We start from the raw sequence: 19,219 nt of genomic DNA on the forward strand, positions 1-19,219 counted from the left end.
AAGGTCCTTCGCTCCGCTCAGGATGACAGCACTTTTTTAACTCACCATCTCACCACTTCACTATCTCACCATTTCACAACTTCACCATCTCACCACTTCACCTATTCCAAATCTCCCAGGCAGCTTCAGCTTGCAAGCAGAGCATTTCGAAGCCGTTGAGGACGCGGGCACCGGCGGCGAGGCCGTGTTGCATAAACTTCGTTTCGGCGGGGTTGTAGATGAGGTCGAAGAGGTAGTGCTGGGGCGTGAGAGCATGGTAGGGCAGTAGCGGGCAGTCGTCCACGTTGGGGAAAGTACCCAAGGGCGTGGCGTTGATAATGAGCGGATGTGCCGCTACCAGCTCAGGCGTGAGGTCGTCGTAGGTGAGTCCGTGCGCCAGCGGATTGCGTGATACCAACCAATAGCCGATGCCCAGGTCGCGCAGGGCTACCTCCACAGCTTTAGAGGCGCCACCGGTTCCCAGCACCAGGGCGCGGTCGGGTGTGTCGCGGCGGGGGTAGAAGCGCCGTAGCGACTCTTGAAAGCCCGTGACATCGGTATTGTGGCCCACACGGCGACCATCGGCCGTAAACTCCACCACGTTCACGGCCCCTACCCTAGCTGCCGATGAAGCCAGCTCGTCGAGAAAAGGCCAGATCTGCTCCTTGTACGGAATCGTAACGTTGAGGCCCGCCAAGTGTGGATGCGCCGCCAGCAACTGCGCCAGATCGGCGGCCTGAGGCAGCTCAAACAACTCGTACTGATGGTCTTCGAGGCCCAGGTTGTGAAACTTTTGGGTGAAGTAGGTCTGCGAAAACGAGTGTTTCAGCGTGCGGCCAATCAATCCAAACTCTCTCATTGTGAGTTGCGGGTTATCAGTTGTGAGTTGTCAGTGAAATACGGCTGTCATCCTGAGCTTGCGAAGGACCTTCTGCCAGTTAAACGAGTCGTTGCTACGATGGTCGTTCTCACGTGATAAGGTCCTTCGCAAGCTCAGGATGACAGCCGTATTTTCTTATGTGCAACCAGCCCCTTAAGCTATACGGCCGACTTCTGGCCGCGTGACCGGAAGAACTCGAATACCGCCGGCAAAATAGACAGCACAATAATGGCTACTACTACCAGCGAAAAGTTCTTCTGCACGATGGGCACTTGCCCAAACAAGAAACCCACGCCTACCAGCAAAATCACCCACAGAATACCGCCAATAACATTGTAGGCCAGGAACCGGGCGTAGCTCATGGTGCCCATGCCCGCCACAAAGGGCGCAAACGTGCGAATGATAGGAATGAAGCGGGCCAGAATCAGCGTCTTAGCACCGTGTTTCACATAGAACTCCTGCGTTTTCAGTAGGTGTTCTCGTTTCAAAAAGCGGGATTTATCCGTAAACACCCGCGGCCCCAGGTAGTCGCCGATGTGGTAGTTGAGCGTGTCGCCTAGCACCGCCGCGGCAATTAGCAGCACCATGAGCACGGCCACGTTCAGCGGGCTGCCATCCAGCGCGGCCAGCGAGCCGGCCGCAAACAGCAGGGAGTCGCCGGGCAGGAAGGGTAGCACCACCACGCCCGTTTCCACGAAAATAATCAGGAACAGGATAGCATAGGTCCACGTGCCGTAGTCGGCAATGATGGCGGTGAGGTGCTTGTCGAGGTGCAGAACGAAGTCCAGCGCTTGGTGTAGGATTTCCATGAAGCGGGGTTTAGACCACAAAGAAAGCACGTGCAGCCGTCATTCCGAGTGAAGCCAAAAATCCGGCAAGTTTTCGCTGTCAGATTTTCGGCTTCACTGACTACCAATTCTATAGTTTGGCTACTCCCCGCGCCTCAGCCGAGGTAGCGGCCACACGCCATACTTTATTGCCGGCATCGTCGGTTACCAGCATCGAGCCATCGGGCATCACCGTCACGCCCACCGGCCGGCCATACGCGTCGTCGCCGTTGCCTACCAGGAAACCCGTCACAAAATCTTCGAACTTACCCGTAGGCTTACCGCCTTCAAACGGCACAAACACCACTTTATACCCCGAGAAGGTAGAGCGGTTCCACGAGCCATGCTGCCCGATGAAAGCGCCGTTCTGATAGCGCGCCGGAAAGGCTTGCTGATCGTAGAACGCGAGGCCCAGCGAAGCCGTGTGCGGACCCAGCGGCACTTCGGGCATAATGGCTTTCTTCACCAGATCGGGCCGCTCGTCTTTGCGGCGCGGGTCCACGTTCTGACCATAATACGAGTAGGGCCAGCCATAGAAGCCGCCTTCCTGCACGCTGGTCAGGTAGTCGGGCACCAGCTCATCGCCTAGCTCGTCGCGCTCGTTCACGGCGGTCCAGAGCTTGCCGGAGGTTGGCTGCCAATCCATGCCCACGGGGTTACGCAAGCCGCTGGCATATACCTTCTCGCCGGAGCCGTCGGGGTTGATTTGCAGAATGTTGGCGCGGCGCTCCTCGTTTTCAGGTCCGTGCTCCATCACGTTGGAGCCCGAGCCTACCGTCACGTAAATCTTGGAGCCATCGGGCGAGGCTAGCAGGTTGCGCGTCCAGTGGTTGTTATAGCCGCCTTTAGGTAGGCTCAGGATTTTCTGCCCCTGCCCGGTAATCTTGGTTTGACCCGGCTTATAGGCATAGCGTACTACGCCGTCGGTATTGGCTACATAGAAATTATCGTCCAGCACCAACATCCCGAAAGGCTGGTTTAGGTCACTCAAAAACGTTTCGCGCACATCAGGCTTCCCGTCTTTGTTGGTGTCGCGCAGCAGCGTGATGCGGTTGGCGCTGGTAGCCTGCAACGATTTGGAGGGGTCCAGGTCCAGCGCGGCCGTTACCTTCTTTTTGATGGTCTTGTTGGGCACTGTATTGGCTTCGGCTACCAGCACGTCGCCGTTGGGTAGCACATAGGCCCAGCGCGGGCTGTCAAAATTGCCGGCATACTCAGTGATGGTGAAGCCCGCGGGCACCACCGGCGTTTTGCCAGCCGGCCAGCCAATCACCTTCACGCGGTGCGTCACCGACTCCGTTTTGTAGGGGGCCGGCAGTTTCAGAGGCTGCACGGCAGTGGCTACCGTATCGGTGGGGGTAGTAGCCTGGGCTTCCTGCTTTTCTTCTTTCGAAGGGCCGCTGCACGCGCCTGCTAACAGCAAAGAAGTCAGGAATATAGAAAGATGTTGACGATTCATGATGGGTAATACAAAATGGATATTCGCTTACGCATCAGCCTCAAGCAATGTTCCTACCCCTGAAAGAAGAATAGGTAAGAAAAACAGAACGTCCTTTCGAGCTTGTCGAGAAATCTCGCGTGCTGATGTGAGATTGTATTCACCATCAGCGCACGAGATTTCTCGACAAGCTCGAAAGGACGTTCCTTCTTATGCGAAACGCTAGAAACTACCCGCGCGGCATGGAAGTACCAGGACGACCGGTAGGCTTGGCCGGCTTAAACATCTCATCCACGTTGTCCATGTCGAGGAAGTGCGTGAACGTGTCGCCGCGCAGGCCCAGACGGATGGTTTCCAAGCTCACAATTTCGTTGGGAGCGATGTTGCCCAGGTTCACGTTGGCGCCCAGCAGCTTGATAAACCATACCTGCTGCGCCTTCTGTGGGGCCTCCCACAGGATTTTCTCTACCGGCACTTTGGTCAGGATTTCTTCTACCAGACCCGAGCGCACCTCCCCGGTGCTCCGGAACAAGCCCACGTTGCCAGCCTCGCGAGCTTCGCCGATTACTTTGATGGAACCAGCTTCCAGCTCAGTTTGCATCTGCGAAATCCACTTGTAGGGCGGAATAATCTTCTCTGCGTCCTTGGAACCCACCTCCGATAGCACCTTCACCTCTTTCGACAGCGTGCGAATGTATTCGCATTTCTGATCGTGAGGCATGTCCAGCGAGCCATCCGATACCTCGGCGTACTCCATATCGAACTCGCTCAACAATCGCCGGTAGTCGTCGAACTGGTTGCGAATGATAAATGCCTCGAACAACGTGCCACCGAAATACACCGGGATGCCCGCTTCTTTGTACACGGCCAGCTTACGCTTCAGGTTGGGCGTCACAAAAGACGTGGCCCAGCCTAGCTTCACAATATCGGTATACGGCGCGCCTACTTCCAGAAAGTCTTCCGTTTCGCGTACGCTCAGGCCTTTGTCCATCACCATGGTATAGCCTTGCTCACGGGGTTTCTGGGTGCGTTCGGGAAGTTGATCGAGGTGGTAATTCATATGAGGGTCTTGGGAGCTTAGGGGATTAGGGTCTTGGTTTGCGCACCAGCGACTACCCCGAAAAAAGAACGGGCGTAAAAGTACGCCCGAATTTTATAAGTAGATGTGAGGAAATTGGAAGCAGAGAGACTGAGGAACCGGGTTGATGTTGAAAACCAATTGTTAAACGTCAACCCAGTCCTTATCATCTATTTCCGGTACTGATCAATCAGGCGGGCCAGGGCACGCTGCGACTCCAGCTCCGGGAAGTAATCAAACAGTAGCCGATGCTTACTGAAATCCAGCGTGAGGGCGTTTTCCAGCACCTCGTATGCCTCGCGGTAGCGCCCGGCGGCCAGCAGGTAGGCGCACAGGCGGTAGTATAGCTCCGCCTCGGCGGGCTGCACCTCCACAGCGTTGCGCATCAGGTCGATGGCCCCATCAAAATTGCCCTGCTCATAGAGGATGATACTCCAGTTCAGCCAGCCTTCCTTGTTGTCGGGGGCTACCTGCGTGGCGCGGTCGTAGGCTTCTACCGCCGACACTACGTTGCCTAGCTGATATTCTGCTGCGGCCAACGCCAGCCAATATTCTACGCTTTCATCATACAACGCCGTGGCTTTGCGAAAGAAATGGATGGCCTCCATCCACCGCTCCTGCGCATTCAGCACAATGCCGATGCCAAACCACGCCTCGTCCATCTCCGGGTTAATATCAATGGAACGCTGATAGTTACGGCGAGCTTCGGCCCAGTTTTCCAGCTTTTCGTAGCACTCCCCGATATTACACAAGGCCTCAGCCGTGGGCTGATCTTTCTCGTAGCTCAACGTGAATTCTTCAATAGCTTCCTGGTATTTCTCCTGGCTCACATAAGTGCTGGCCAGGTAGCCGTGAGCATCATAGAATTTGTTGTCGATGAGAATCGCGTACTCAAACGCGCTAACCGCTTTCTCGTAGTCGCCCAGGCGGTAGTAGGCCTGCCCCAGGTTGTACCAGGCAATGGCAGAGTAGGGGTCTTCGTCGGTGAAGCGGCGGAAGAATTCCAGATTGGCTTCCAGCCGTTCGCTCACTTCCAGGCAATACAGCAGTTCCTGCACAGCCACATCATTGTCCGCATTCAGGCGAAGGCTCTGCTTGTAGTACTTGGCAGCACTTTTGTATTTCTGCCAGCTCTGATACGCCAGCCCCAGATTGAAAAAGATGTCGTCGCGGTCAGGCGCGCGCTCCACAGCGCCCAGAAAAAACTCCACAGCCGTCGAGAAGTCGCCGCGCTGGGTAGCGATAATGCCACGCGTTACGGCCACGTCGGGGTTGTCAGGGTCGAGTAGGGCTACGGCTTCTATTTGGGTAGCCGCTTCGGTATACTCGCCCTTCATAGCCAGCACCTGCGCCCGGTCAATCAACAGCTCCGTGCTAAATGGATATTGTGCAATGGCGGCTTCGCAAGCCTGCAAGGCTTTGGCGTACTGAGTGTTCGTGGTATAGTGGTCGATGATATTCTCGAACTCGGCCAAATCAAAAAAGGCGGACTCATTGCTGGCCATCATCTGTTCAAAACGGCGTACGGTAGCCTGCACTTCGTCCCGCTCCTCAAAATTCTCGTTCATTCTCATACTGCAAAAAGCAAAGGACCGTCAAAAAGGCAGACTCTGCCGACTATGGTAGGGTAGGCCACTAGTATGACACTACGGTTTCTAAGATACAACAACCGCACCGGATGCCGGCAAGTTCTGTTGCAGGCCTGCGCAGCACCAGGCAATGGTTTCAGCCAGCGGCCGGAAGGCTATACCTGTGGCCTGTTGCACCTTTTTGGTGCGGTAGGTAGTGGCACGGCGGCCGGCGCGGGCCGTGTCTTTAGTGATAAGCGGCCGTGCTCCCGTTACCACGGAGCGTACATGCTCCAACCGCCAGATTGCCTCGGCGGCCCACTCCGGTACTTGTAGGGTAGGCGGCTTCTTTTGAAAATACCGCGCCGCCTCCGCCAGAAATTCACGCAGGGGCATGGCTCCCCCGTTCAGCACGTAGCGCTGGCCCGTCAGGCTGGTTTCGAAAGCCAGATGCAGCATCATGACCACTACATCACGCACATCCACTAGGTTGATACTGCCAGCCGTGTAAAAAGCGTGCTGCTGGTAGGCATAGCGAAACAAGCGGGTGCTGCTCCGGTCCCAGTCGGCCGGTCCCAATATCACGGAGGGATTTACTATCACAGCATGTAGCCCTTCGGCTACGCCACGCCATACTTCCAGCTCAGCCAGATATTTCGATGTAGCGTAGGCCGGGTGTTCAGCGCCCAGATCCCACTTTGCAGTTTCGTCCAGCGTCAGCGGGGCAGCGGGTGCTTCCGGCGTTGCAGCTGCGCCGCCCAGCGCCGCCACCGACGACACGTGGCACAGCCGTACACCGGGGTATTGCAGGCAAGCGTCTACTACGGCCGCCGTTCCTTCTACATTCACCTGGAGCAGAGCCGTTTCATCCTGAGGAGCATAGGAAACCAACCCCGCGCAGTGAAACACGTGCGTGACATCGGCAAGAGAGGCATGCAGCAAGTCCGCGTCCCGGATGTCGCCCTGTACCCACTCCACTTGCTGGGCTACCACACCAGCCGGAATAGTTTGTCTATATAAAGCTCGTACCGCGTGCCCACGCGTCACCAGCGCATCAATCAGGAAACTGCCCAGCAGGCCGCTACCACCGGTGACGAAAATCATACGAAAGAAGTAAGCGTAAAGAAGGCGGACCGTCCGTAATCGAATATAGGAAAATTTGCGGGTCCGCAGCCGCTTACAGGCTGTTATTCAGCAAAGGCAATTCCAGCGCCTTCCGCAGATAGCTGGTCGTGAGCACCTTATTACGCAAGGTAGCGGTATGCTTTACGTTGTGCGCATCGGTACCCAGCATATCTACCAAGCCTGCATCAATTAACTTTTCGGCTACGCGCTGCGCTCCTGATGAGTAGTAACCTGCCAAGGAATTCAGGTTGACCTGCAACAGCACGCCACTTTCACGGATGCGTTCCAGTTCTTCAAACCGCCCGTAGAGGTAGGTATAGCGCTCAGGATGCGCCAACACCGGCTGGTAGCCTGCTGCCCGTAGATTAAATACAGTTTCAGCCAGGTTGAAAGGCTCGTTGATGTAGGAGGTTTCGAAGAGTAGGTAGTGCCGGTCGCCACCAAAGGTTAGCAGCTCCTCGTTCGTTTCCAGCTTCCGTCCAAACCACTCGTCCAGGTAATATTCGGCGGCGCATTCTAGCTCTATGCCCGTAATGCCCGCTGCCGAAGCGGCTGTTTGTAACTGTGCCAGTGCGCCCTTAATAGTAGCGGGCGTATTCCGAAAGAAATCCCCCATCACGTGGGGCGTCATAATGAGCTTGCGGTAGCCTAAACCTTGCAGTTCGCGCAGCAGCTCTACCGAATGCTCCACCGTGGCCGCTCCATCATCAATACCTGGCAATAAATGCGAGTGCATGTCTACCACCAGCTCCTGCAACGAAGCGGGAGCCGCAGCCGGCGCCATACTACCAAATATTCTTTGCAGAAAAGAAGCCATTCCGTATTAAAAGCTACGAGGACATACGTTTACGCAGACGTCCAACCAGCCCTTGTGGTGCTGTTGGCTCCTCGTAGTATCCTTGTCCGTAGCCGTAGCCGTAGCCGTAGCCGTAGCCGTAACCATACATACCATTTGCTTTGGCATCGTTCAGGATGGTGGTTAGCTTCGTGAAGCCATTGGCACGGATCAGTTTATTGATGTTTTTCAGGAAGGCTTTTTTCGAATAGTTTGCCCGTACGATATAAATCGGCACGTCGGCTTTACGCATAATCAAAATCCCATCCGTCACTAGTCCTACCGGCGGCGTATCAATCATCACGACGTCATAATGCTGATATAGCTCGGCCAGCAATTCGTCGAACTTCGGATTTAGAATCAGTTCCGACGGGTTAGGCGGCGTAGGACCAGCTGAAATGAAATCGAGGGTAGGGATAGAAGTATGCTGAATGCATTCTTCCCAAGTATGACGCTCAATCAGGATAGTACTGATACCCTTTATGTTAGGCGAATCAAATGCCAAGTTCACCTTCGGCTTGCGCATATCTAGATCCAGCACCACCACACGCTGCTCCGAAGAAGCAATAATAGCGGCTAGATTCACCGTTACAAAGGTTTTACCCTCACCGCTAATAGTAGACGTCACCGAAATCAAACGCTTCTTTTTGGAAGAAGCCATAAACTCCAGATTAGTTCGAATAGAGCGAATAGCCTCCGAAATAGCCGACTTCGGATTCTTATCCACCACCAATTTCGACACAGCCATCTTCTCCCGATCGTAGGTAGGGATTACACCCAATACTGTGGCCGAGCTATTCCGTTCCAACTCCCGAATGTTTGTTACGGTGTTGTGCATGAGGTAGCGCACCGCAATCAGCCCAATACCCAGCACAATGCCACCCGCCAGCCCAATAGCATACACCATAGTACGCACAGGTGAGATGGGGGTAGTCGGAACCGATGCAGGGGACAAAATTTGGAAGTCGGGAATAGTGCCTGCCATTGCAATGCCGTATGACATTTTCCGATCCATCAGCATGCCATTATAGCGTTCCAATAACTCAAATGGCCGGCGTAGACGCCCCTGCTCAGTAACTTTCTGAGGGATGGTCTGAAGTCTAGCCTCCATTTGCTGTCGTTGCTGGGTCATAAGTGCAAGCTGTTTTTGTAAAACAGCCTGATTTTGGGACAACAGATCTTGCACTGTTTTTTTCGTGAAAGCCAGTGCTTCTTGTCGCAATTGTACAGTAGTAGTAGTCGGCTTATACGATTTCAATAACTGCTGCAAAGCAAGTTGTTGGTTATTGAACTGTTGCAAGAGTTGTGGCAATTGTGGATCACCAATATCCCCCAATGCGGGAATAGCCTGCATTACATCTACATCTTCCTGTCCAACTATTCGGTCACTGTCTACAGTATTACGTAGTTCTATAAGCAGTTTTACCTTATCTAGTAGCCTCTGACGCTCCATTTCCTGTTCAGCAATAGCTGAAGCAATGGCAGTCAATTCACTTTTCACATCGAATGCCTTATTACGCTCAGCAAACGACTGCATATCCTCCTCCGCTTTACTTAACCCCTCTTTGCTTTTATATAACTCAGAATCAATAAACTGAAGCTGCCTTCTTTCTACCTCCTGTTTTTTCAGTACTTTTTCAATTAAATAAACTGTATCTACCTTGTTGACAATATCCTGAGCCTTAAGCGGTGTCTTATCTGTGAAAGAAATATTGATGGTGTTCGCATCCGGATTCTCAATAGCCACACTTAGATTAGCATTTAAATAATTATTTATTGCTCCACTATCATTAATTAAAAAATAGTAATTATTCTCTAACGTTTCCGAATTAAAAAAACCAGTATTTGATATAGTTAACAGAAAACCAGGTGTTTTGATAGGTTGGCCAATACGATATTCTTGGCTCTGTTCCTGTCCACCCAATTCATAAGAAAGAATGAAGCGCTGTTTGTCTAGAAAATCAACCGCAAAGCGGACGTTGAACTGAGATCCATCCTGCACTGTGTAACTAACTATAAACGGCGAAATACGGTACAGCTCTCGCTCGAGCACTGTACCTTCTACATAATAATTTACGTCTAGCATCAATGAATCTTTTAAACGCCGATAAATAAGATCGGATTTAATTAACTCTACCTCACCGGACAGTTTACTTATACTTTGTTTATCACCTCCAACTATATCAAATCCCAGCACTCCGGCCTCTGTCTTCTCATCTATTTTTAACACCGAGGATGAGCGATAGATGGGAGGGGTATAACGCAAGAACAGCCAAGAGGCTGTTAAACCTAAACCAATTAGTAGTAATACCCATGGTAGGCTCTTGCGCGCTACCATAAGGAGCGTGGTTAAATCTAAGCCAGAGCCTTCGTCTTCTTCCGACTCGGCTTCGCCACCACCCGCATTGCGGATCAACTCTTCCAATTCAACTTCTTCTTTCGCAGCCATAGGGGCGCTTTACTGTTGAGTTTGATTAGCACTGTTTGACGACAGTGATAGGGATGCGTATTAATTGTTACTTCGCAGGTTAACCGTTAAATAAATTATAGTAGTAGCCAGTCCTGCTAACCCACTAACGATACCAAACAAAGGAGCAATATCCCCTATTGCCTCAAAGAAAGGCCGCCTTACTGGCTCAACATAAATTATATCATTGGGTTCCACCTGCAAATTGGCTTGGCGCATACCAGCAAAGGATGTGAGGTCAATAACTTGCACTCTTGGATTTTTCAGGTCACCCCGAATCAGGCGAATATTGTCTGCTCGGCCTATACGTCCAGTTCCTGTTCCGGTAATGGCCCCACCATCAATGCCGCCAGCTAAAGCTAACACTTCAATTAGGTTCATATTGTCGTTGACCAGCGGAATGACCTGACCACTGCTACCACCTACGGCTCCTAGTATAATAATGCGGTTGTTGCTGACTTGCGTTGTGACGAAAGGCTGCTGATAAAATTCGTTGTATCTGCCTTTGAGCACGCTATCTGCTTCTAGTAAGGTATACCCACTCAGCTTTACGTCGCCTACCATGGGTAGACGCACGACACCGTCATTTTGCACCAGAAACTCGGCACCACCGTTCTGGGCACTACCTCCGCGGCTAGCGCCCTGCCGACCAGCACCTGCGGACTGACGACTGCCACTTCCAGTAGGGGAACCAAATGATAATTCGCCGTTTGGATCAATAATGGACTCACCCTCATTCGTATACACCCGAATAGCCAGGTAGTCGTTGGGCTGAATAACATAGTTGCGCTCGGCACGATTCAGAGCACGACGCAGTTTAGATGTATCGGCCATCGTACCATCGAGGCGGAACATGGTATTCTGTTGCCGCACGCGGGAAGTGGTGCAGGAAGAAAGCAGTGCTATCAGCGAAAAAGGCAGGTAGAGAAGCCAAAAACGCAGCAGACGACGAGTAGTGGGTAGTTGTTGCATGCAGGCCGGGCAAGCCGGATCAGAGCTAGGATACAGACCAACAGCGCCTTAGCACTGGTTTGCCTATCTGGAAACCTTCAAAGTAACCAAATTGGCCGTCGCTTTCAAAATTCGCACCAGTATGGCCTGGCCCCTCATCAGATCATTAGCCACATTATTTTTAATATCAACACAGAACTAATAACTTACGTTTGTTAGTAAAAACTCTCTCCCACCCCACCCATGCTAGTAGAAGAAGTTGAAAATCAAACCCTGATTGCGCAGATGGTGCGCGATTTTGGCGCCACTCATATCAAGCCGCATATGATGCGCTGGGACGAAAGCCAAGAATTTCCCATTGATATTTTTCATAAGCTAGGCGAATTAGGTCTAATGGGCGTATTAGTGCCGCAGCAATACGGAGGTTCGGGCTTTGGCTACCCTGAATACGTGACAGCCATTGCTGAGCTGGCCAAAATTGATGGTAGCATCGGCCTTTCTATGGCGGCGCATAATTCACTCTGTACCGGCCATATTCTCCAGCACGCTTCTGAGGAGCAAAAACAAAAATATCTTCCCAGGCTGGCTTCCGGTGAATGGATTGGGGCCTGGGGACTCACTGAACCGAATACCGGCTCGGATGCTGGCAACATGCGTACGACTGCCGTACTGGATGGCAACGAGTACGTGCTCAACGGCGCTAAGAATTTTATCACCCATGGCAAGTCCGGTCATGTGGCGGTAGTCATTGCGCGTACTGGCGAGGTAGGCGACTCGCACGGCATGACGGCCTTTATTGTGGAGCGTGGTACGCCCGGTTTTGCAGGTGGCCGCAAGGAAGATAAGCTGGGCATGCGCGCGTCTGAAACCACCGAAATGATTTTCACAGACTGTCGTGTGCCGCAGGAAAACGTGATTGGCAAGGTAGGCGACGGCTTTATTCAGTCGTTGAAGGTGCTGGATGGCGGCCGCATTAGCATTGCGGCACTGAGCCTGGGTATCGCGCAGGGCGCGCTGGAGGCTGCACTGAATTATTCGCAGGAACGCCATCAATTCAATCAGCCCATCAGCAGCTTCCAAGGAATTTCCTTTAAACTGGCAGATATGGCAACTGAAATTGAGGCTGCCTCGCTACTCACCTACCGCGCAGCTGATATGAAGCAACGTGGTCTGAACGTGAATCGCGAGTCAGCCATGGCGAAGCTCTACGCCTCGGAAGTGGCAGTGCGCGTGGCCAACGAGGGGGTGCAAATTTTTGGCGGCTACGGTTACACCAAAGACTACCCTGCGGAGAAATATTACCGCGACGCCAAGCTCTGCACTATTGGGGAGGGTACTTCTGAGATTCAGAAACTGGTTATCGCCCGCAGTTTGCTCAATGCCTAAAACAGATACTTCCATTGTCAAATCGATTTATTGTGCTCCGATAATCGATTTGACAGGCTGTAGAACACTTTATGGGCTGAAACCTAGTAGCCTTGCTTTGAAATCATCAGAAACTATGGTTATCTTTGCAGCCCTTTACCAAAGCAGAAGTTTTCAAGCTAACTGAACATATGATCATCGTCCAAATCAAGGAGAACGAGTCGGTAGACCGCGCGCTGAAGCGCTTCAAGAAGAAATTTGAGCGCACGGGTGTGCTGAAAGAACTGCGTCGTCGCACGTTCTTCCAGAAGCCGTCGGTAACCAACCGCAAGCAGAAAGAGAAGGCTATCTACAAGCAAGCCACCTACGGCACAGGCAACGACTAGTCTGACCGCTCTTTGAGTTGAGAAAACCGGCTGATTTACTTTCAGAAGTAAGTCAGCCGGTTTTTCGCGTGCATACTTTTCTGTGGAATTCCATACATTGGCAACCCAGCCCCTACCTGGCCGGTGCTTTTGTATGGAATTGTTTTTTGAGTACCTGCGCTTTGAGAAGCGCTACAGTCCGCACACCTTGCTGTCGTATCAAACCGATTTGCGGCAGTTTGCTGAGTATTTGCAGGTTGAGTATGAGCTGGCAGAACCGGACCAAGCCGACCACACGCTTATTCGTGGCTGGGTAGTGAGTTTGATGCAACAGGAGCTGGACCCGCGCACCGTGAACCGAAAAATTGCTTGCCTACGCTCCTATTATAAGTTTCTGCTACAAACGGGTGCTGCCACGCGCAACCCCATGCTGCGCATCAAGTCGCCGAAGGTAGCGAAGAAGCTACCCGACTTTGTGCCCGAAGATTCATTGAACGGGCTGCTGAATTCTTTTGAGTTTCCGGAGACCTTTGCCGGCGTGCGCGACCAATTGGTACTCGAATTACTTTACGGCACCGGCATCCGTTTGTCGGAGCTGATTGGTATACGGCCCGACGATGTGAGCCTACCCGGCCGTACGGTGCGCGTAACGGGCAAAGGCAACAAGCAGCGCATTGTGCCGCTCAACCCCACATTATTGGGTGTGCTGGACAAGTACTTAGCACGCAAGCAGCAGGAATTCGGGCCGGCCGACAACGTCCGGCGGGCGCTCCTCGTTACGGATAAGGGAGACCCGCTCTACGAAAAGTTTGTGTATCGCACCGTGAAGCACTATTTGAGCCAGATAACCACCGCCTCGTCGCAGCAGCATCCGCACGTGTTGCGGCACTCCTTTGCCACGCACCTGCTTGGCAAAGGGGCCGACCTCAACGCCATTAAGGAGCTGTTGGGACACGCTAATCTAGCTGCTACCCAAGTGTACACTCACCTGTCGATTGACAAGCTGAAAGCGGTTTTCGAGCAGGCTCATCCCAAAGCCTAAGCTATTTCTCTTACCCTTAACCCCATTTCCGATGAAAGTACAGATGCATTCGGTGCACTTCACTGCCGACCAATCCTTGCTCGACTTCATCCAGAAGCGCCTCGACAAACTGGAAACCTTCTACGACCGCGTGACAGAAGGCGAAGTTATTTTGAAGCTGAACAACAAGGACGGCATTAGCAATAAAACCTTGGAAGTGAAACTACTGGTCCCCGGCTCCACTATCTTTTGTCAGGAAGAAGCGCCTACCTTCGAGTCGGCAGCAGATGCAGCGTATGAATGCCTGCGCCGGCAGATTGTGAAATACAAGGAAAAACACATGTCACACTAAGGTTTCTGCCTTTGCTTATAGATACAAGAAAGGCCCTACCCACATGCTGTGGGTAGGGCCTTTTCTATGGAAAGAATTTCCATTCTATAATTCAAAAGCAGCCTTGATTTGCTCTACATAGTCGAGCTTTTCCCAAGTGAAGGTTTCGGCGGTCTGACCGTTGCCATTCACTGAAACCTGACCAGGCTGACGGCCCATGTGGCCATAGGCCGCAGTAGCGCCGAAGATGGGCTTTTGCAGACCCAGGCGTTGCACAATAGCATAGGGGCGCATATCAAACAGCTCCTGTACCTTGGCAGATATTTCGCCATCGGTGAGCAGCTGGCCGCTGGCATTGGTGGCTTTGGTGGTGCCGTAGGTGGTTACGTACACGCCTACTGGTTTGGCTACGCCTATGGCGTAGGCTACCTGCACCAGCACCTGGTCGGCCACGCCGGCGGCTACCAGGTTTTTGGCGATGTGACGTGCCGCGTAGGCCGCCGAGCGGTCTACCTTGGAGGAGTCTTTACCGGAGAAGGCACCGCCGCCGTGGGCGCCCTTGCCGCCGTAGGTATCTACAATTATTTTGCGGCCCGTAAGACCGGAGTCACCGTGCGGACCACCGATTACGAACTTGCCGGTAGGGTTGATGTGGTAGGTGATCTGATCTGTGAAGAGGTTTTGCACGTCGGCGCTGAGGCTGGCCTTCACGCGCGGAATCAGGATGGTTTTGATGTCGGTGGCAATCTGCGCCAGCATCTTCTCTTCCGACTCGTCGAACTCATCGTGCTGGGTGCTCACCACAATGGTTTCGATGGCTTCGGGGGTGTTGTCATCGGCGTAGCGAATGGTTACCTGAGCCTTGGCATCGGGGCGCAGGTAGGTCATTTCCTTACCCTCCTTGCGGATGGCAGCCAGCTCGCGCAACAGGCGGTGCGAGAGGTCGAGGGCCAGGGGCATGTAGTTGTCCGTCTCGCGGGTAGCGTAGCCGAACATCATGCCCTGGTCGCCGGCACCTTGGTCTTCGGGATTCTGGCGCTCTACGCCCTGGTTGATATCAGGCGACTGCGCATGCAGGCGGTTTTCCACCTGGCAGGTGTTGCCATCGAACTTATACTCGGGGTTGTTGTAGCCGATGCGGCGAATCACATCGCGGGCGATCTGCTCTACGTCTACCTGGGCGGCTGACTTGATTTCGCCGGCCAGCAGCACGTAGTCGGTGGTGACGAGGGTTTCGCAGGCTACTTTAGAGGTAGGGTCCTGGCGCAGGAATTCGTCGAGGATAGCATCCGAAATCTGGTCGGCGATTTTATCGGGGTGGCCTTCCGAAACCGATTCGGAGGTGAACAAGTACGGCATCAGCGTAGAAGCATATAAGGTGCGCAAGGGGCCGGCAGCCCCTGCCCAACACTGGCAGTATGGCTAGGTTGGGCCGCAAAGCTACGAGTTTTATGTGTGGCTACTCACTTGTACGGCATAGAATGAATAGCAGATCGGCCTTAACCTCTACCATTTAGTATGCGTTGTATTCTTATACTTCAATTTTCCTCCATGAAATACATTCTTACCCTATTGCTGACTGCTTCGTTGGCAACCGTTACACTACCCACCGCAACGGCTCAACAAGCGCCTTCGCCCTATAAAACCCGCTTTGCCGTAGACGCTCCCATTTCGGTGGGCCTGGGAGCCGTGAGCGGCTTGGGATTGTACTTGTCTTCGCGGAAAGATGGCCTGAGCGACGCCCAGCTGTCGGCCTTGAATAGGAACGATATTCCCAAGTTTGATCGGTTTTCGGCTGGTTACTACAGCAAAAGCGCTCTGACTGCTGGTGACTTCATTGTCTATCCTAGCTTACTCATTGCACCAGGCTTGCTGGCACTGAATACCAATGTGCGCGGACGCTATGGGCAGGTGCTTGGCCTCTATTTGCAAACCCTGGCAGCCCAGAATGCCATTTTCACGATGACCATAGGGACTACTACCCGCTACCGTCCGTTTCTGTACGGCACCGAGGGCGGCGGCTCCCGAAACAGTCACATCTCCACCAACTCCTTCTACGCTGGCCATACGGCTAACACAGCGGTGGCTACCTTCTTTGCGGCCAAGGTGTACCACGATTTCAACCCTGGCTCGGCGGCCGAGCCGCTGGTGTGGACGGCGGCGGCCTTAGTACCGGCCGCCCAGGCCTATACGCGTATTAAAGCCGGCAAGCATTTCCTATCTGACAATATTGTAGGGTATGTGATAGGTGCCGCTACAGGCATTGTAGTGCCCCAGTTGCACAAAACCGCCGACCGTACGGGTCTTTCACTGGCGCCGGTGCAGGGGATTAACATCAATGGGTATGGATACAGCGGCTTGGCGATTACGAAGCTGCTGTAACAACTTACTGAACACAGTCTCATGGCCTCGCTACATAATTGCGTAGCGAGGCCATGGTATTTTACGAAGCAAGCAGTCCTACTGCCCGGTACCGCCGCTGCTACCACTCCCTACCCCACTTGGCTTCAGATTCGTCTCAAATAGCTTCAGAATCCGCTTGTACTCATCCGTCCACGAGGCGGGTTCCTCGAAGCCGTGATTCTCGACCGGGTAGACGGCCAGTTCCCAGTTTTCTTTGTGCAGCTCGATGAGGCGCTGGGTGAGGCGCACAATATCCTGGAAGTGCACGTTGGTATCCACCATGCCGTGGCACATGAGTAGGGCGCCCTTCAAGCCATCGGCGTAGTAGATGGGCGAGGAGCGGGCGTAGGCAATGCTGTCGTTGTAGGGTTCGTTAAGGATGTTGTCGGTGTAGCCGTGATTGTAGTGCGCCCAGTCCGTAACGGAGCGCAGGGCCGCGCCGGCCTTGAACACGTCGGGCTGGGTGAACATGGCCATGAGCGTGATGAAACCGCCGTAGCTGCCACCGTAAATGCCGATGCGCTGGGGACTGACGCCGTATTTGTCGGCCAGCATTTTGGCGCCGTCTACGTGGTCGGTAAGGTCCTTGCCGCCCATGTAGCGGTAGATGCCTGTGCGCACGTCGCGGCCGTAGCCAGCCGAGCCGCGGTAGTCCATATCCAGCACCGTGTAGCCTTTCTCTACCAGCAGATTATGGAACATGTACTCGCGGAAGTAGCTGCTCCACCACTTGTGCGCGTTTTGGAGGTAGCCCGCACCGTGCACAAAAATTACGGCCGGACCTTGCGCCGCGGGGGTAGCGGGGCGGTAGAGGCGGGCGTACACATCGGCGCCGTCGCGGGCTTTGAAGGTCACGATTTCCGGCTCGCGCCAGGGGTAGCTTTCAAACTCGGGGGTAGTAGAGTGCGTAAGCTGGCGCATCTTGGCGCCGGGCTTGTTGTCCATCACGTATAGCTCCCAGGGCTTGTTGGAATAGCTGTAGCGCACGGCCAGCGTTTTCTCGTCGGGCGAGAGCGTGACTTCGTTGGCGCCTACCTTGGTGGTTAGCTGCGTCATGGCGCCGCCTTCTACCGGCATACGGTAGAACTGCTGCTGGCCGGGCTCGGGCTTGTTGGCGGTGAGGTACCACGTCTTTTTGTCGCGGCTGAGCTGGGCGTTCAGAATTTCAAACTTGCCGCTGGTAAGGGCCTTTCTCTGACCGTTCGTGACGTCGATGGTGTAGAGGTGGGAGTAGCCGGTGGCTTCGCTCTGGAACCACATGCGCCGGTTGTCGGGCAGCCAGCCCACGTTGCCAGTGCCGTAGCCAATGCCGGGGCCGTTGATCCAGGCGTCGTCGTGCTGACGGTCGAGCAGTTTTATTTTCTGGGTAGCCGGGTCGAGGCCCACAATCCAGCGGTCCTTGTTGTCGGCCGAGCGGATGACCACGAAAGCGTGCTTGCCGTCGGGGCTCCACACAGGGCCGTAGGGCTGCACGCGGCGCAGCTCGGTGGCGGGCTTCTCCTTTTTGGCGGCCGTGGCGGCTTTGACCGAGTCGGCGGGGGTAGGCGCTTTGGCCTTCAGCTGGTACTCCTTGCGGTAGGCCGGTTGCTCGTCGAGTCCCTGCAATTCCTTGTAGCCCAGCACAAACGTAGTGTCCCTACCCACATCGTAGATGCCCAGCTGCAAAGCCGTTTGCGGGGCGCCTACCTTGGTGCGGGTCGAAATGTCTTCGGTGAAGCCCGAGGCCGTGACGAAGGCCGGCACTACGGCCACCTTCTCGCTAGCGGGCTCTTGCGCCAGGGAGTAAGTCACGTAGCGACCATCTGGGGAAAGTTGGAGGCTGCGCACCGTTTGCTGGCCCAGGTAAATAGGCTTGGGCCGTAGCTTGCTGAGCGCCTTCTGTACCCGCTCGCGGGCCTTGGCGTCTTGGTCGCGCTGCCGGATAATGTCAAACAGCGCCAGCTGCTGGGCCTTCAGGAATTTTTCACTGGGGTCGGTGAGGCCGTTTTTCGGCTTGGTGCCGCGGCGGAAGTCGGTACGCTGGACCGTTTCGCCGGTGGTGGGGTTCCAGGTGAACAGGTTGCCGCCGCGGGCGTAGCTGATGAGCTGACCTTGCAGGGCAAAATCGGGGTTGGATTCGCGCTCGGCCGTGTTCGTCACCTGTCGAATCTTGCCCGATTTCAGGTCGAGTAGGAAAATGTCGCCGTCCTTCTCATATACCTTGCGGGTGTACCGCTCGTCGTAGGTGCCGCTGCCGGCGGGTAGGGCCTGCTGCTCCCGAAAGCCGACTTTGCGCACCGGGCCGCCGCTGGGCGCTACATAATACAGCGAGTCCTGGCGGTTTTTATCGGGGTTCCAATTGAAGTAGATGCGCTTGCCATCCTCGCTCCAAAACACGTTGCTGGGCGACGTACCCAGCCACTGGGTAGGGTCGCGCATAATTTTCTCCACCGTCAGCGGAGCCAGAGCAGAAGTGGAGGAAGCGGTTTGCGCAGACGCAGCCAGGGGCAACACGCTGGCAAAAGCAAGCAGAGCGGAGAGTTTTTGCATAGACAGGCACAAGAAAGAACCGCAACTTACGCAGTTCCTCCCAAGGACGCCAACCGC

The 19,219-nt window shown here is 54.1% G+C and carries 16 protein-coding genes; 5 read left to right on the plus strand and 11 right to left on the minus strand.

Annotated elements, in window-relative coordinates; all coding sequences use genetic code 11:
• Window positions 1-97: 97 nt before the first annotated feature.
• The 9 genes from H8B15_RS13080 to H8B15_RS13120 form a co-directional block, all read right to left on the minus strand.
• The gene (locus tag H8B15_RS13080; RefSeq protein ID WP_187320140.1) at window positions 98-838 is read right to left on the minus strand and encodes a shikimate dehydrogenase family protein; all 741 of its coding nucleotides are present in this window, start codon (window positions 836-838) and stop codon (window positions 98-100) included.
• Between the two features lie 179 nt (window positions 839-1,017).
• Entirely contained in the window at window positions 1,018-1,668 is a 651-nt protein-coding gene (locus H8B15_RS13085) for a DedA family protein (RefSeq protein WP_187320141.1), read from the minus strand.
• 109 nt (window positions 1,669-1,777) lie between these two features.
• The gene (locus H8B15_RS13090; RefSeq protein ID WP_187320142.1) at window positions 1,778-3,145 is read right to left on the minus strand and encodes a PQQ-dependent sugar dehydrogenase; all 1,368 of its coding nucleotides are present in this window, start codon (window positions 3,143-3,145) and stop codon (window positions 1,778-1,780) included.
• 208 nt (window positions 3,146-3,353) lie between these two features.
• Window positions 3,354-4,184: a phosphosulfolactate synthase gene (locus H8B15_RS13095; RefSeq protein ID WP_187320143.1), complete on the minus strand. Its 831-nt coding sequence runs from the start codon at window positions 4,182-4,184 to the stop codon at window positions 3,354-3,356.
• A 188-nt stretch (window positions 4,185-4,372) separates the two neighbouring features.
• On the minus strand, window positions 4,373-5,770 hold the full coding sequence (locus tag H8B15_RS13100; RefSeq protein WP_187320144.1) for a tetratricopeptide repeat protein: 1,398 nt from the start codon (window positions 5,768-5,770) through the stop codon (window positions 4,373-4,375).
• A gap of 87 nt (window positions 5,771-5,857) precedes the next feature.
• On the minus strand, window positions 5,858-6,874 hold the full coding sequence (locus H8B15_RS13105) for an NAD-dependent epimerase/dehydratase family protein (RefSeq protein ID WP_187320145.1): 1,017 nt from the start codon (window positions 6,872-6,874) through the stop codon (window positions 5,858-5,860).
• Between the two features lie 73 nt (window positions 6,875-6,947).
• Window positions 6,948-7,712: a tyrosine-protein phosphatase gene (locus tag H8B15_RS13110; RefSeq protein WP_187320146.1), complete on the minus strand. Its 765-nt coding sequence runs from the start codon at window positions 7,710-7,712 to the stop codon at window positions 6,948-6,950.
• 13 nt (window positions 7,713-7,725) lie between these two features.
• Complete coding sequence (locus tag H8B15_RS13115; RefSeq protein WP_187320147.1) at window positions 7,726-10,179, minus strand: polysaccharide biosynthesis tyrosine autokinase; 2,454 nt, start codon at window positions 10,177-10,179, stop codon at window positions 7,726-7,728.
• 60 nt (window positions 10,180-10,239) lie between these two features.
• Window positions 10,240-11,169, minus strand: a complete 930-nt coding sequence (locus H8B15_RS13120; protein WP_187320148.1) for a polysaccharide biosynthesis/export family protein — start codon at window positions 11,167-11,169, stop codon at window positions 10,240-10,242.
• Window positions 11,170-11,391: 222 nt separating this feature from the next.
• Here H8B15_RS13120 and H8B15_RS13125 point away from each other — a divergent pair, with 222 nt between their 5' ends.
• The 4 genes from H8B15_RS13125 (at window position 11,392) to hpf (ending at window position 14,251) form a co-directional block, all read left to right on the plus strand.
• Complete coding sequence (locus H8B15_RS13125) at window positions 11,392-12,534, plus strand: acyl-CoA dehydrogenase family protein (RefSeq protein WP_187320149.1); 1,143 nt, start codon at window positions 11,392-11,394, stop codon at window positions 12,532-12,534.
• A 170-nt stretch (window positions 12,535-12,704) separates the two neighbouring features.
• Complete coding sequence (gene rpsU / locus H8B15_RS13130) at window positions 12,705-12,899, plus strand: 30S ribosomal protein S21 (RefSeq protein WP_185281435.1); 195 nt, start codon at window positions 12,705-12,707, stop codon at window positions 12,897-12,899.
• 133 nt (window positions 12,900-13,032) lie between these two features.
• A complete protein-coding gene (locus tag H8B15_RS13135; protein ID WP_187320150.1) occupies window positions 13,033-13,920 on the plus strand; it encodes a tyrosine-type recombinase/integrase in 888 nt (295 codons plus the stop codon).
• 31 nt (window positions 13,921-13,951) lie between these two features.
• A complete protein-coding gene (gene hpf / locus H8B15_RS13140; RefSeq protein WP_185281437.1) occupies window positions 13,952-14,251 on the plus strand; it encodes a ribosome hibernation-promoting factor, HPF/YfiA family in 300 nt (99 codons plus the stop codon).
• Between the two features lie 84 nt (window positions 14,252-14,335).
• On the opposite strand, the gene metK is transcribed toward hpf, so the two are convergent.
• On the minus strand, window positions 14,336-15,589 hold the full coding sequence (metK, locus tag H8B15_RS13145; RefSeq protein WP_187320151.1) for a methionine adenosyltransferase: 1,254 nt from the start codon (window positions 15,587-15,589) through the stop codon (window positions 14,336-14,338).
• Window positions 15,590-15,781: 192 nt separating this feature from the next.
• On the opposite strand from metK, the gene H8B15_RS13150 reads away from it, so the two are divergent.
• Complete coding sequence (locus H8B15_RS13150; RefSeq protein ID WP_187320152.1) at window positions 15,782-16,612, plus strand: phosphatase PAP2 family protein; 831 nt, start codon at window positions 15,782-15,784, stop codon at window positions 16,610-16,612.
• 78 nt (window positions 16,613-16,690) lie between these two features.
• Here the strand turns inward: H8B15_RS13150 and H8B15_RS13155 are convergent, their stop codons facing one another.
• On the minus strand, window positions 16,691-19,162 hold the full coding sequence (locus tag H8B15_RS13155; protein ID WP_187320153.1) for a S9 family peptidase: 2,472 nt from the start codon (window positions 19,160-19,162) through the stop codon (window positions 16,691-16,693).
• Window positions 19,163-19,219 lie beyond the last annotated feature (57 nt).

Origin of the sequence: Hymenobacter citatus (assembly GCF_014333615.1) — a bacterium.
Taxonomy (GTDB): domain Bacteria; phylum Bacteroidota; class Bacteroidia; order Cytophagales; family Hymenobacteraceae; genus Hymenobacter; species Hymenobacter citatus.